Source organism: Paraburkholderia sp. XV (genome assembly GCF_020177535.1).
Lineage (GTDB): Bacteria > Pseudomonadota > Gammaproteobacteria > Burkholderiales > Burkholderiaceae > Paraburkholderia > Paraburkholderia caribensis.
The window spans coordinates 13,994-27,715 of record NZ_JAGUUD010000012.1 but is presented as its reverse complement, the minus strand read 5'-3'; the positions used below and the strand labels follow the sequence as shown (position 1 = coordinate 27,715).

The following is a 13,722-nucleotide window of genomic DNA, read 5'->3' as shown; positions in this document are numbered from 1 at the left end:
CGGTTCCTGACCCTGGCGATGTCCGGCGCGCCCTGTGCGTCGGCCGCGAACGCTGGCGTCCGCTGTCCGTACTGCCCATTGCAGGAGTCTTTCGAACGCCTATGAGCGACCTGAACACGCAGTCCGCGAAGTCCTTTTCCCACGCTGATCCTTTCCGCGTCGCCGCGCTGCAGATGGTGAGCACGCCGGAGCGCGACCGCAATCTCGCCGATGCCGACCGCCTGATCGCGCTAGCCGCCGCCGACGGCGCGCAGCTCGTCCTGCTGCCCGAGTACTTCTGCTTCATGGGCTACAAGGATACCGACAAGCTCACCGCGCGCGAGCCCTATGGCGACGGCCCGATCCAGCGCTTTCTCGCCGACGCCGCGCGCCGACACAAGGTCTGGGTGATCGGCGGCACGCTGCCTTTGACGGCGCCCGAAGAAACGCGCGTGCTGAACACGACGCTCGTGTTCGATCCACAGGGCAACGAAGCCGCGCGCTACGACAAGATTCACCTGTTCAACTTCGAGAAAGGCGAGGAATCGTTCGACGAGGCCCGCACGATCCGCCCCGGCGACACCGTCCGCACGTTCGACGCGCCGTTCGGGCGCGTGGGCCTGTCGGTCTGCTACGATCTACGCTTTCCGGAGCTGTACCGGCGCATGGGCGACTGCGCGCTGATCGTCGTGCCGTCCGCCTTCACGTACACGACGGGCCGCGCGCACTGGGAAACGCTGCTGCGCGCGCGGGCCGTCGAGAACCAGTGCTACGTGCTCGCTGCCGCGCAGGGCGGCAAGCATGAGAACGGCCGACGCACCTGGGGCCACACCATGCTGATCGACCCGTGGGGCGAAATCATCGACGTGCGCGACGAAGGCGCGGGCGTCGTCGCGGGCAATATCGAGCGCTCACGTATCGACGAAGTCCGGCAGAGTTTGCCGGCCTGGCGTCACCGCGTGCTCGGCTGATTACGTTTGACATGAACCGCACGCATTGAAAGTGCTGCCGACGTCACCCATCTGACTGGCATGCACCCACCGAATACCCTGAATCGAGCGAACTTCGCATGAACATCATCGAACCCAGCATCCGTAATCTCGCGACTGCCAAAGACGTGCTCCTCACGCCGTACGGCCTCGACGAAGCCGTGCTGACGCGCACCCTCGCCGAAATCTTCACGCATCGCGTCGACTACGCGGACCTCTATTTCCAGGCCACGCGCAGCGAAGCGTGGAGTCTCGAGGAAGGCATCGTCAAATCGGGCAGCTTCAGCATCGACCAGGGCGTCGGCGTGCGCGCCGTGTCGGGCGACCGCACGGCGTTCGCGTATTCGGACGACCTGTCGCCCGAAGCGATCCGCCAGGCCGCGATCGCCACCCGCGCGATCGCGAAAGCGGGCGGCGGCAAGCAGAAGATCAAGGCGGCATCGACACTGACGGGCGTGTCAGGGCGCGATCTGTATCTGCCGTCCGATCCGCTGGATTCGCTCGATGCCACCGCGAAGGTCAAGCTGCTCGAACGCATCGAACAGATGGCGCGCGGCCGCGATCCGCGCATCACGCAGGTGATGGCGGGCCTCGCCGGCGAATACGACGTCGTGCTGGTCGCACGCAGCGACGGTGCGCTGGCCGCGGACATCCGTCCGCTCGTGCGCGTGTCGGTGACGGTGATCGCCGAACAGAACGGCCGCCGCGAGATCGGCAGCGGCGGCGGCGGCGGGCGCTACGACTATGGCTATTTCACGGACGAACTGCTGTCGAAGTACGTCGACGACGCCGTGCACGCGGCTTTGGTGAACCTCGACGCGCGTCCCGCCCCTGCCGGCGCGATGACGGTCGTGCTCGGACCGGGCTGGCCCGGCGTGCTGCTGCACGAAGCGATCGGCCACGGTCTGGAAGGCGACTTCAACCGCAAAGGCTCGTCGGCGTTCGCCGGGCGCATCGGCGAACAGGTTGCGGCGAAGGGCGTGACGGTGGTCGACGACGGCACGCTGCCGAACCGCCGCGGCTCGCTCAACATCGACGACGAAGGCAACCCGACGCAGTGCACGACGTTGATCGAAGACGGCATCCTGAAGGGCTATATCCAGGACACGCTGAACGCGCGCCTCATGAAAATGCCCGTGACGGGCAACGCGCGTCGCGAATCGTACGCCGCGCTGCCGATGCCGCGCATGACCAATACGTACATGCTCAACGGCGACAAGGACCCGCAGGAAATCATCGCGTCCGTCAAAAACGGTCTGTATGCGGTGAACTTTGGCGGCGGGCAGGTCGACATCACGAACGGCAAGTTTGTGTTCTCGGCGTCCGAGGCGTACATGATCGAAAACGGCAAGATCACGTATCCCGTCAAAGGCGCGACGCTGATCGGCAGCGGCCCGGAGTCGCTCAAGTTTGTGAGCATGATCGGCAACGACATGTCGCTGGATACGGGCGTCGGCGTTTGCGGCAAGGAAGGCCAGAGCGTGCCCGTCGGCGTCGGTCAGCCTACGCTGCGCATCGACAAGATGACGGTCGGCGGCACGGTGTGATTTTGGATTTCCCGCACGTTCAGCGCATCAAAATGGCAAAACGTGCGGATTTCCCGCATTTTTGGCACCCGTAGCTTGCCAAACAAGCAAACCTCGGGTTATAAAGCCAATCAACCTTTTTGACGAGCCATCCCTTTTTCGCCATGTCCGCCAAGTTTTATTTTTACTTTTTTTGGGCATCTCAGACCGCTGGCGGATCGAGAGGGGTGTGAACGTACATAGGCACCTGAAATTCCCGAAAAAACCGCCAGCGAGTCTGGCGGTTTTTTTTCGTCCCTAACAATTTTGACTTTGACCTTTTTAGCCTGCTGATCTGTTCGTTGCGGCGCCGTCGTTGAATCGCTGACCGCTCGAACCGCGCTACTGAACGAACGAGGAGAACCCCATGCCCCCGCACAATACCGACGATGTCCGCATTCGCGAATTGAAAGAACTGACGCCGCCCGCCCACCTGATCCGCGAATTCCCGTGCGACGAGAAGGTGTCGGACCTGATCTTCAATGCGCGCCAGTCGATGCATCGAATCCTGCACGGCATGGACGACCGTCTGATCGTCATCATCGGGCCGTGCTCGATTCACGATCCGAAAGCCGCGATGGAATACGCGGGCCGCCTGATCGAGCAGCGCAAGCGCTTCGCTGGCGAACTGGAAATCGTGATGCGCGTGTACTTCGAGAAGCCGCGCACGACAGTGGGCTGGAAGGGCCTCATCAACGACCCGTACATGGACAACAGCTTCAAGATCAACGACGGCCTGCGCACCGCGCGCGAGCTGCTGATGAAGATCAACGAACTGGGTCTGCCCGCCGGCACCGAATACCTCGACATGATCAGCCCGCAGTACATCGCCGATCTGATCTCGTGGGGCGCGATCGGCGCGCGCACGACGGAGTCCCAGGTGCATCGTGAACTCGCGTCGGGCCTGTCGTGCCCCGTCGGCTTCAAGAACGGCACCGACGGCAACGTGAAGATCGCCGTCGACGCGATCAAGGCGGCATCGCAGCCGCACCATTTCCTGTCAGTGACGAAGGGTGGCCACTCGGCGATCGTCTCGACGGCAGGCAATGAGGACTGCCACATCATCCTGCGCGGCGGCAAGACGACCAACTACGACGCCGACAGCGTGAACGCCGCGTGCAGCGACATCGGTAAGGCCGGCCTTGCAGCGCGCCTGATGATCGATGCGAGCCACGCAAACAGTTCGAAGAAGCACGAGAACCAGATTCCCGTGTGCGCGGATATCGGCCGCCAGATCGCGGCGGGCGACGAGCGCATCGTCGGCGTGATGGTCGAATCGCATCTCGTCGCGGGCCGTCAGGACCTGCAGGAAGGCTGCGAGCTGACTTACGGCCAGAGCGTCACGGATGCGTGTATCGGCTGGGACGACAGCATCGGCGTGCTGGAAGGTCTCGCGGATGCCGTCAAGCAGCGGCGTATTGCACGCGGCAGCGGCAACTGAAACACCGCGCCTCCCTGTTCTGCACATCGCGCCCGGCTCATGCCGGGCTTTTTTTTGGCCATTCGGCCGAATCGAATTTCCCCCTCCCTTTCGGTACCTTCAAATCTCGTTCCGGTGTTCGCCTGTATTGAACGCCGGAGAATTTGGGTATAAAATTTTGTACACGAAAGGAACTCATGGAGCTGGAAAAAGAGATTCGCTGGGTCGGCTCCAGCTACAACGATCTGCTCGCGTTCCCGGATGAATCGCGCCGCCAGGCTGGCTTTCAGCTCGCCAAGGTGCAGGCCGGGCTCGATCCGGACAACTGGAAGCCGTTTGATATCGTCGGCGCGGGCACGCGCGAAATTCGCGTCACCGAACAGCAAGGCGCTTTTCGCGTGATGTACGTCGCCAAGTTTGTCGAAGCCGTTTATGTGCTGCACTGCTTCAACAAGAAGACGCAGGCTACCAGCCGGCATGACAGGGAAATCGCCGAGGCGCGCTACCGCGCCGTGGCCAATGTGAGGAAAGTATGAAGACCATCGACACCAAGGTCCGTCACGTAACAAAACCGGGCGCGAATCTGTTTCTCGAACTCGGCTTCCCCGCAGAAGAAGCGAAGCGCCTGCATGCCGCGTCGCAGAAGCAGATCAACGACACGCGGCTGCTCAAGGAGCAATTGATGGCCGAGCTGTCCACGTGGATCGAACAGCATCATCTGAAGCAGTCTGAAGCTGCGGAAATCCTCATGGTCTCGCGGCCGCGCGTGTCGGATGTCGTCAACAAGAAGACGGCCAAATTCACTATTGATACGCTCGTCGAAATGATGAGCCGTATCGGTAAGCCGGTGACGCTCGCGGTCGGCTGAGCGGCCGGGCTCGCGTCCTTACGCGCCGAACCGCTATTCGCCGCGCTGCGTGTCCGGCTTGTTCGCGCTGCGGTCATGCCGCCATAGCACGTCGCTGCCGCCGTCCACGCGGTTCAGCACACGTGCCAGCACGAACAGCAGATCGGACAGCCGGTTCACATACCGGCGCGGCGCATCGTTGATCGTCTCGACAGCGCCGAGCGCGACGATCGCGCGTTCCGCACGCCGGCAAACCGTGCGGCACACGTGCGCAAGCGAAGCGGCGCGCGTGCCTGCCGGCAAAATGAACTCCTTGAGCGGCGGCAGCGTCGCGTTGTATTGGGCAAGCCACGCATCGAGTTGCGCGAGATGGGCATCGGCAATCATCGAATGGCCCGGAATGCATAGCTCGCCGCCCAGATCGAACAGATCGTGCTGGATCGACGTGAGGGCGGCGCGGACATCGTCGGGCAGGGTTTCGCACAGCAGCACGCCGATGTTCGAGTTCAATTCGTCGACGTCGCCGATTGCGGCAATGCGTGCGTCGTCCTTGCGCACACGCTTGCCGTCGCCAAGACCTGTGGTGCCGTCGTCGCCCGTGCGCGTCGCGATCTTGCTCAAGCGGTTGCCCATGATGTCCATGTCCTCATAATGTTCCGCGATGCGTCCGTGCGGATATATCGCAGCACGCGGTCAAGCTTCCGTCCATTATAAGGATGATGGGGCTAAACCCTTGCCGCCCCGCTGCAAGCATGACGCCGCGCCAACGGTCGATGGGCGTAAAATGGGCATCAACCATCAGAATATTCGCCAACAGGAGACGCAGGTGAACCATCCCGTGCCGCCCGCCACCGTGCGCCGCCCCTTTCCTCCTGAACTTCTTACTGCCCTCAAGGCGGCATTCGGCGAACGCGTATCCACGTCCGAAGCCGTCCGAACCCATCACGGCCGCGACGAGTCGCCGTTCGATCCGCAACTGCCCGACGCCGTCGTGTTCGCGCACAGCACCGAAGACGTGCAGCGCATCGTCAAGCTGTGCGGTCAGTACGACGTGCCCATCATTCCGTATGGCAACGGTTCGTCGCTCGAAGGCCATCTGCTCGCGGTACAAGGCGGCGTGTCGATCGATCTTTCGGGCATGAACCGCGTACTGTCGATCAACGCGGAAGATCTGACCGTCACCGTCGAGCCCGGCATTTCGCGCAAACAGTTGAATGAAGCGTTGCGCGACACGGGCCTGTTCTTCCCGATCGACCCCGGCGCCGATGCGAGCATCGGCGGGATGTCGGCGACGCGCGCGTCCGGCACCAATGCCGTGCGCTACGGCACGATGCGGGAAAACGTACTGGGCCTGACCGTCGTGCTCGCGGACGGCCGCGTGACCCAGACGGGCACGCGCGCGCGCAAGTCGTCGGCGGGCTATGACCTTACGCGCCTGTTCGTCGGCTCGGAGGGCACGCTCGGCGTCATCACCGAAATCACCGTGCGTCTGTATCCGCAGCCCGAAGCGGTATCGGCGGCTGTCTGCACGTTCCCCTCAATGGGCGACGCCGTGCGCGCCGTGATCGAAACCATCCAGCTCGGCGTGCCGATCGCGCGCGTCGAGTTCGTCGATTCCCTCGCCGTCCGCTCGATCAACCGTCATTCGAACCTGACGCTGCGCGAAGCGCCCACGCTGTTCTTCGAATTTCACGGCACGCAGGCCGGCGTGAAGGAACAAGCCGAGCTGGTGCAGGAGATCGCCGCGCAGAACAGCGGCGAAGGCTTCGAGTGGGCGACGCGCCCGGAAGACCGCAGCCGTCTGTGGAACGCCCGTCACAACGCGTACTTTGCGATGCTGCAACTCAAGCCCGGCAGCCGCGCCGTCACCACCGACGTTTGCGTGCCCATCTCGCGGCTTGCCGAATGCGTGGTCGAAACGGAAGAGGATTTGAAAGCCTCGCCGCTGCCTTGCCCGATCGTCGGACACGTCGGCGACGGCAATTTTCACGTCGCCATGCTGATCGACCCGAACAAGCCGGAAGAGCTGGAGGAAGCGGAGCGCCTGAATCATCGCATCGTGCAGCGCGCGCTGCGCATGGATGGCACTTGCACGGGCGAACATGGCGTGGGTTTGCACAAGATGGGTTTTCTGGTCGAAGAACATGGCCCCGTCGCCGTGGACGTGATGCGCTCGATCAAGCATTCGCTCGACCCGCGCAACCTGATGAATCCGGGCAAGATCTTTACGTGGGCCTAGGCCGGGCGTAACCGTAAAGCAGGCTGCGCAGCGCAACGGTGCGCGCGCGGCCGTCGATGGAGGAGACATTCCATGAACGCACCCGGCGAGCTGTCCGCCGAACTGTCGCCCGAGATGCTCGCGCAACGTCAGCGCGAAGTCGTGCAGGCCTTGATGGCCGTACTCCCTACGCATTGCCTTTTGTATCGCGAGGAAGACACGGTTGCGTACGAGTGCGACGGTCTGGCCGCGTACCGGCGCCTGCCACTGGCCGTCGCGTTGCCCGAAACGGAATCGCAGGTGCAGCGCATCGTGCAGATCTGCCACAGGCTGAATGTGCCGATCGTGCCGCGCGGCGCGGGCACGAGCCTGTCGGGCGGCGCGATGCCGATCCGGCATGGCGTCGTCGTGTCGCTCGCGCGCTTTCGCAAGATCATCGAAGTCGATCCGTACGCCCGCACGGCAACCGTGCAGCCGGGCGTACGCAACCTGTCGATCTCGGAAGCGGCCGCGCCTTATGGGCTCTACTATGCGCCCGACCCTTCGTCGCAGATCGCCTGCACGATCGGCGGCAACGTCGCCGAAAACTCCGGCGGCGTGCACTGCCTGAAGTACGGACTGACCGTGCATAACGTCATGCGCGTGCGTGCCGTCACGATGGAAGGCGAAATCGTCGAGTTCGGCTCGCTCAGCCCGGACGCGCCGGGTCTCGATCTGCTCGCTGTCGTGATCGGCAGCGAAGGCATGTTCGCGATCGTCACGGAAGTCACGGTCAAGCTGATTCCCAAGCCGCAGGCCGCGCAGGTCATCATGGCGAGTTTCGACGACGTCGTGAAAGGCGGCGATGCCGTCGCGGGCATCGTCGCCGCAGGCATCATCCCCGCCGGTCTCGAGATGATGGACAAGCCGGCCACGCGCGCCGTCGAGGAATTCGTGCAGGCGGGCTACGACCTCGACGCAGCCGCCATCCTGCTGTGCGAATCGGACGGCACGCCTGAAGAAGTGAGCGAGGAAATCGTCCGGATGACGGCCGTATTGCGTGAGCATGGCGCAACACGCATCCAGATTTCGCGCACGGAAGCTGAGCGGCTGCGCTTCTGGTCGGGTCGCAAAAATGCATTCCCGGCTGCCGGCCGCATTTCGCCCGACTACTACTGCATGGACGGCACCGTGCCGCGCCGCAGCATCGGGCCGCTGCTCGCGCGCATCGAAGCGATGGAAAAGAAGTACAACCTGCGCTGTATCAACGTGTTCCATGCGGGCGACGGCAACATGCATCCACTGATCCTGTTCAACGGCAACGATCTCGACGAGTGGCACCGCGCCGAGGCGTTCGGCTGCGACATTCTCGAAACATGCGTCGAGCTGGGTGGCACGGTGACGGGCGAACATGGCGTGGGCATCGAGAAAATCAATTCGATGTGCGTGCAGTTTTCGCCGGAAGAACGCGATGCGTTCCATGCAGTCAAGCGCGCCTTCGATCCCGCCTGCCTGCTCAACCCCGACAAGGGTATCCCGACGCGCGCCCGCTGTGCCGAGTACGGCAAGATGCATGTGCGCGGGGGCTTGCTGCCCCACCCCGACCTGCCTCGTTTTTGAGCACTTTCTTGCACGGCCCGACCATGCACGCCGATCAACCGACATAACGCATAAGCGCAGCAGTCCGTTTCATACGGGTCCGAACCGGGTTGCGAGCGCGGCTTGCCTCGGTACAATCGAAAGCACTACAACGAAGCAACGCACCATGAAAGAGGACGACATCGTCGCCGCGTGGTCGGAACGGGTTCGCACGGCGACGGCCGCGCAGCAGCCGATTCGCATCCGTGGCGGTGGCACGAAGGACTGGTACGGCCAGTCATTGCAGGGTGAGGTCCTCGACACGCGCGCGCATCGCGGCATCATCGCCTACGATCCGGCCGAGCTGGTCATCACCGCGCGCGCCGGCACGCCGCTCCTCGAAATCGAAGCGGCGCTCGCCGAACACGACCAGATGCTCGCGTTCGAGCCGCCTCACTTCGGCCCCCAAGCCACGCTTGGCGGCTGCATCGCGGCTGGCATCGCCGGTCCGCGCCGTCATTCGGCGGGCGCGGCGCGCGACTTCGTGCTCGGCGCCGTCGTCATGAACGGCCAGGGCCAGGTGCTGACGTTCGGCGGGCAGGTCGTGAAAAACGTCGCCGGTTACGACGTGTCGCGTCTGATGGCAGGCTCTCTAGGAACGCTCGGGCTGATTCTCGAATTGTCCGTCAAGGTGCTGCCGCGCCCGAAGGCCGAAGCGACGCTCAAGTTCGACATGAACGGCACCGATGCCGTCCGCAAGCTCAACGAATGGGGCGGCCGCCCGCTTCCCATCACGGGCAGCGCGTGGCGACACGGCACGCTCGCCGTGCGGCTGGGCGGCGCAGAGGCGGCCGTCAAGTCGGCGCGCACGTCGCTGGGCGGCGAAGTGGTCGACGCCGTCGAGGCCGAACGCTTCTGGGCGGGCCTGCGCGAACAGACCGATCCGTTTTTCGCGGCGATCGCGCCGAAGTCCGCGCTCTGGCGCCTCGCCCTGCCGACCATCACCGAGCCGCTGCAGCTGCCCGGAGCGCAACTGATGGAATGGGGTGGCGCGCAACGCTGGTGGATCACCGACGCTGACGCGCAGACCGTGCGCATCAGCGCGAAACAGGCGGGCGGCCATGCGACGATCTTCCGCACCGGCCTCGGCTACGACCGCGGCGCAGGCGTGTTCACGCCGCTGCCCGCACCGCTGATGAAAATCCATCGCGGCCTGAAAGCTGCCTTCGACCCGGCCCGCATCTTCAACCGCGGCCGGTTGTACTCCGACTTCTGAGCGCCTGATGCAAACCAATCTCGCCGACTTCATGCGCAACACGCCGGACGGTGAAGAAGCCGACGCCATCCTGCGTAAATGCGTGCATTGCGGCTTTTGCACGGCCACCTGCCCGACCTATCAGCTGCTTGGCGACGAGCTCGACGGTCCGCGCGGGCGCATCTATCTGATCAAGCAGATGGTGGAAGGCACGCCCGTCACGCGCAGCACGCAGCTGCATCTGGACCGCTGCCTGACCTGCCGCAACTGCGAATCGACCTGCCCTTCCGGCGTGCAATACGGGAAGCTGGTCGAGATAGGCCGCAAGCTCACCGAAGAGAAAGTGCCCCGCCCGTTCGGCCAGCGCCTGATGCGCCGGATGCTGGCGAGCTTCGTGCCGAACAGCACGCTGTTCACGCCCGCGATGCGGCTTGGCCAGCACTTCCGTCCGTTGCTGCCGAAGAAACTCCGCGACAAGGTGCCGCAACGGCAACGTCAGCTCGAATGGCCGACGGCCACGCATCCGCGCAAGATGTTGATGCTGGCGGGCTGCGTGCAGCCTTCGATGATGCCGAACGTCAACATTGCGACGGCGCGCGTGCTGGACGCGCTCGGCATTCAGACCGTGATTGCACCGGAAGCGGGCTGTTGCGGCGCGATCCGCCTGCACCTCGGCTACAACGACGAGGCGCTCGACGACGTACGGCAGAACATCGACGCGTGGTGGCCGTATGTCGAACAAGGCGCTGAAGCGATCGTGATGAATGCGTCCGGCTGCGGCGCGACGGTCAAGGAATACGCGCACCTGATGCGCAACGACGCCGTCTATGCGGAAAAGGCGAAACGCATTGTTGAACTGACACGCGACATCAGTGAAATCCTGCCGGACTTCGAAGAAGCGCTGACGCCGCTTACGCGCCGCCGCGCCATTCATACGGTTGCGTATCACCCGCCCTGCACGCTGCAACACGGCCAGCAGATCCGCGGCAAGGTCGAGCACCTGCTGAGCGCGCTCGGCATCGACGTCAGGCTGCCCGCCGACAGCCATCTGTGTTGCGGCTCCGCTGGTACCTATTCGCTCACTCAGCCCGCGCTTTCGTACGCATTGCGCAACCAGAAGCTGGAAAAGCTGAAGGCACAGGAGCCACAGATCATCGTGTCTGCGAATGTGGGTTGCATTGCGCATCTGCAAAGCGGCACCTCCACGCCTGTCGTGCATTGGGTCGAACTCGTCGAGCACATGCTCGCGTCCTGATCGACAGCATCGGTGACGGACGGATTGCGCGCAACCTGGCCGTTCGGCCAGGTCGTGACGTGCGGGCGGCGTCCGTATAATTCGATACGTCGCCCCTTGAACCGGTACTCAACGTTTCATGCCCGCTCTCGCTCACAATCTCGACGCCGTGCATCAGCGCATCGCCCTCGCCGCGCAGGTCGCGGGCCGCGATCCGCGTTCCGTTGCGCTGCTGGCCGTCTCCAAGACGTTCCCCGCTGAAGACGTTCGCGCCGCGCATGCCGCGGGTCAACGCGCGTTCGGTGAAAACTACGTGCAAGAAGCGCTGACGAAAATCGAGGCGCTGTCCGATCTGCGCGCATCGCTTGTTTGGCATTTCATCGGCCCGCTGCAATCGAACAAGACGCGTCCCGTCGCCGAAAACTTCGACTGGGTGCATTCCGTCGACCGGCTGAAAATCGCGCAGCGTTTGTCGGAGCAGCGGCCCGATGCGCTGCCGCCGCTCAATGTGTGCTTGCAGGTGAACATCAGCGGCGAGGCATCGAAGAGCGGCGTGCTGCCGGACCAAGCCATCGAGGTCGCACGCCAGATCGCCGCGCTGCCCCGGCTGCGGCTGCGCGGCCTGATGGCGATTCCCGAACCGGCGGGCGACGTCGAGCAGCAACGCGTGCCGCATCGGGCGTTGCGCGAGCTGTTCGACAAACTGCGCGCGGAAGGTCTCGAACTCGACACGCTGTCGATGGGCATGTCAGGCGATCTCGAAGCTGCCGTGCTCGAAGGCGCGACCATCGTGCGCATCGGCACCGCGATCTTCGGCGCCCGCGATTACTCTCACTGAACTTCTGAACATCATGAAAATTGCCTTCATCGGCGGCGGCAACATGGCCGCTGCACTCATCGGCGGTCTGATCAAGCGTGGCGTTACGCCGTCGGATATCCGCGCAATCGATCCCAACGAAGACGCGCGCAAGCGCAGCGAGCAGCAATTCGACATCGGCACGAGCGCGTCGGTGGACGCATCGCTGCAATCATTCGATGCCATCGTGCTCGCCGTGAAGCCGCAGATCGTCAAAGACGTCGCCGCTGCGCTTGCGCCGCACCTGTCGGCGTCGCAACTCGTCATCAGCATCGTCGCGGGCATTCGCGGCGCGGACCTCGGGCGCTGGCTCGGCGGGCACGCACGTCTCGTGCGCACCATGCCGAACACGCCCGCCCTGATCGGCATGGGCGTGACCGGACTGGTCGCGATGGAAGGCGTCGATGCGGCGGGACGCGAACTGGCCTCGCAGGTGCTCGGCGCGGTCGGCCAAACGGTGTGGTTCGACGACGAAGCAAAGATCGACGCCGTCACCGCGATCTCCGGCAGCGGCCCCGCCTACGTGTTCTATTTCATCGAGGCGATGCAGGAAGCAGCGCGCCAGCTCGGCATGGACGAAGAGCAAGGCCGCGCGCTGGCCGTCGCGACGTTCACGGGCGCGGCGCAACTCGCAGCGCAGTCGGGCGAGCCGGCCAGCGTGCTGCGCGAGCGGGTAACGTCGAAGGGCGGCACGACGGCCGCCGCGCTCGCTGCGTTCGACGCGCAGGGCGTGAAGGATGCAATCGTGCGCGGCGCACTGGCTGCGGACGCGCGCGCGCGCGAAATGGGCGAGGAATTCGGCAAGCAGTGAAGTCGCTTGCCTCTGTGGCACGGCGTGACGAAGCGGCAATGCGCGCGCTTCGTCACGCCGGACAATAACGTCTAGAACGCCTTTGCCGCGTAATGCGCGGCAATGCCCGCGAACAGCGCGCCGCCGAGCCAGTTGTTGTGCCGGAACGCCGCGAAGCACGGCATGCGTTCACGGTTCTTGATCAGCGTGTAGTGATAGACGGCACAACCCGCCGCCGCGACAAGACCGATCCAGTACAGCACGCCGAAGCCGAGTGCAACGCCGATGCCGACGTAGATACCGAGCGTCGCCGCGTAGCAGAGCATGATTGCGAGCACGTCGAAGCGGCCGAACGTCAGTGCAGACGTGCGGATGCCAATCTTGATGTCGTCGTCGCGATCCACCATCGCGTATTCGGTGTCGTACGCGACCGACCAGAACACGTTCGCCACCAGCATCACCCACGCGAGCAGCGGCACCTGGTTCTGGATGGCGGCGAACGCCATCGGAATGCCGAAGCCGAACGCGATGCCCAGATACGCCTGTGGAATCGCAAAGAAGCGCTTCGTGAACGGATACGTGCCCGCGACGAACAGCGCGGCCACCGACAATTCCTTCGTCAGCGCATTGAGCGGCAGGATCAACAGGAACGCGATCAGCGAAAGCCCCGCTGCCAGCGCCACGGCTTCCCATGCCTTGATCTTGCCTGAGGTGATCGGCCGGTTCTCAGTGCGCTTCACATAGCGATCGAAGTCGCGATCCGCGTAGTCGTTGATCGCGCAGCCGGCCGAGCGCATCAGTATCGTGCCGAGCGCGAAGATCACCAGCAAGGACGGCGACGGATGACCGTCCGACGCGATCCACAACGCGTTGAGGGTCGGCCACAGCAGCAGCAGGCTGCCGATCGGCTTGTCCATGCGGACAAGGCGCAGAAAGAGCGGGAGTCGGGCGAACATGGCGGTGCGCGAAGATACGATTCCCGTATTTTAGAGCAGCGCGCGCGACCGCCCCG

The 13,722-nt window shown here is 64.0% G+C and carries 13 protein-coding genes; 11 read left to right on the top strand and 2 right to left on the bottom strand.

Annotated features, from left to right (window positions below):
• Window positions 1-101: 101 nt before the first annotated feature.
• From KFO72_RS09270 to KFO72_RS09250, 5 genes are all read left to right on the top strand, one after another.
• Window positions 102-950 (top strand): carbon-nitrogen hydrolase family protein, encoded by an 849-nt coding sequence (locus tag KFO72_RS09270; protein WP_225031940.1) that lies wholly within the window; start codon window positions 102-104, stop codon window positions 948-950.
• Between the two features lie 98 nt (window positions 951-1,048).
• Complete coding sequence (tldD, locus tag KFO72_RS09265; protein ID WP_225031939.1) at window positions 1,049-2,515, top strand: metalloprotease TldD; 1,467 nt, start codon at window positions 1,049-1,051, stop codon at window positions 2,513-2,515.
• 385 nt (window positions 2,516-2,900) lie between these two features.
• A complete protein-coding gene (aroG, locus tag KFO72_RS09260; protein WP_054928914.1) occupies window positions 2,901-3,974 on the top strand; it encodes a 3-deoxy-7-phosphoheptulonate synthase AroG in 1,074 nt (357 codons plus the stop codon).
• A 176-nt stretch (window positions 3,975-4,150) separates the two neighbouring features.
• Complete coding sequence (locus KFO72_RS09255; protein ID WP_054928915.1) at window positions 4,151-4,489, top strand: type II toxin-antitoxin system RelE/ParE family toxin; 339 nt, start codon at window positions 4,151-4,153, stop codon at window positions 4,487-4,489.
• A complete protein-coding gene (locus KFO72_RS09250; RefSeq protein ID WP_036002795.1) occupies window positions 4,486-4,821 on the top strand; it encodes a helix-turn-helix domain-containing protein in 336 nt (111 codons plus the stop codon). Before KFO72_RS09255 ends, KFO72_RS09250 begins: the two co-directional genes overlap by 4 nt.
• Window positions 4,822-4,854: 33 nt before the next feature.
• Here KFO72_RS09250 and KFO72_RS09245 read toward each other — a convergent pair whose 3' ends face one another.
• Window positions 4,855-5,433, bottom strand: a complete 579-nt coding sequence (locus KFO72_RS09245; RefSeq protein ID WP_054928929.1) for a cob(I)yrinic acid a,c-diamide adenosyltransferase — start codon at window positions 5,431-5,433, stop codon at window positions 4,855-4,857.
• Window positions 5,434-5,626: 193 nt separating this feature from the next.
• Here KFO72_RS09245 and KFO72_RS09240 point away from each other — a divergent pair, with 193 nt between their 5' ends.
• The 6 genes from KFO72_RS09240 (at window position 5,627) to proC (ending at window position 12,731) form a co-directional block, all read left to right on the top strand.
• Entirely contained in the window at window positions 5,627-7,039 is a 1,413-nt protein-coding gene (locus KFO72_RS09240) for an FAD-binding oxidoreductase (RefSeq protein WP_107203222.1), read from the top strand.
• 72 nt (window positions 7,040-7,111) lie between these two features.
• Window positions 7,112-8,617, top strand: a complete 1,506-nt coding sequence (locus KFO72_RS09235) for an FAD-linked oxidase C-terminal domain-containing protein (RefSeq protein ID WP_225031938.1) — start codon at window positions 7,112-7,114, stop codon at window positions 8,615-8,617.
• A gap of 145 nt (window positions 8,618-8,762) precedes the next feature.
• On the top strand, window positions 8,763-9,851 hold the full coding sequence (gene glcE / locus KFO72_RS09230; protein WP_060599706.1) for a glycolate oxidase subunit GlcE: 1,089 nt from the start codon (window positions 8,763-8,765) through the stop codon (window positions 9,849-9,851).
• Between the two features lie 7 nt (window positions 9,852-9,858).
• Window positions 9,859-11,085, top strand: coding sequence for a glycolate oxidase subunit GlcF (glcF, locus tag KFO72_RS09225; RefSeq protein ID WP_054928917.1), 1,227 nt, complete (start codon window positions 9,859-9,861; stop codon window positions 11,083-11,085).
• 118 nt (window positions 11,086-11,203) lie between these two features.
• Window positions 11,204-11,902 carry a YggS family pyridoxal phosphate-dependent enzyme gene (locus tag KFO72_RS09220; protein ID WP_060599705.1) on the top strand — a complete coding sequence of 233 codons (699 nt, stop codon included), beginning with the start codon at window positions 11,204-11,206 and terminating at the stop codon, window positions 11,900-11,902.
• 13 nt (window positions 11,903-11,915) lie between these two features.
• Window positions 11,916-12,731: a pyrroline-5-carboxylate reductase gene (gene proC / locus KFO72_RS09215; RefSeq protein WP_054928919.1), complete on the top strand. Its 816-nt coding sequence runs from the start codon at window positions 11,916-11,918 to the stop codon at window positions 12,729-12,731.
• A gap of 71 nt (window positions 12,732-12,802) precedes the next feature.
• On the opposite strand, the gene ubiA is transcribed toward proC, so the two are convergent.
• Window positions 12,803-13,666, bottom strand: coding sequence for a 4-hydroxybenzoate octaprenyltransferase (ubiA, locus tag KFO72_RS09210; protein ID WP_225031937.1), 864 nt, complete (start codon window positions 13,664-13,666; stop codon window positions 12,803-12,805).
• Window positions 13,667-13,722: the final 56 nt, after the last annotated feature.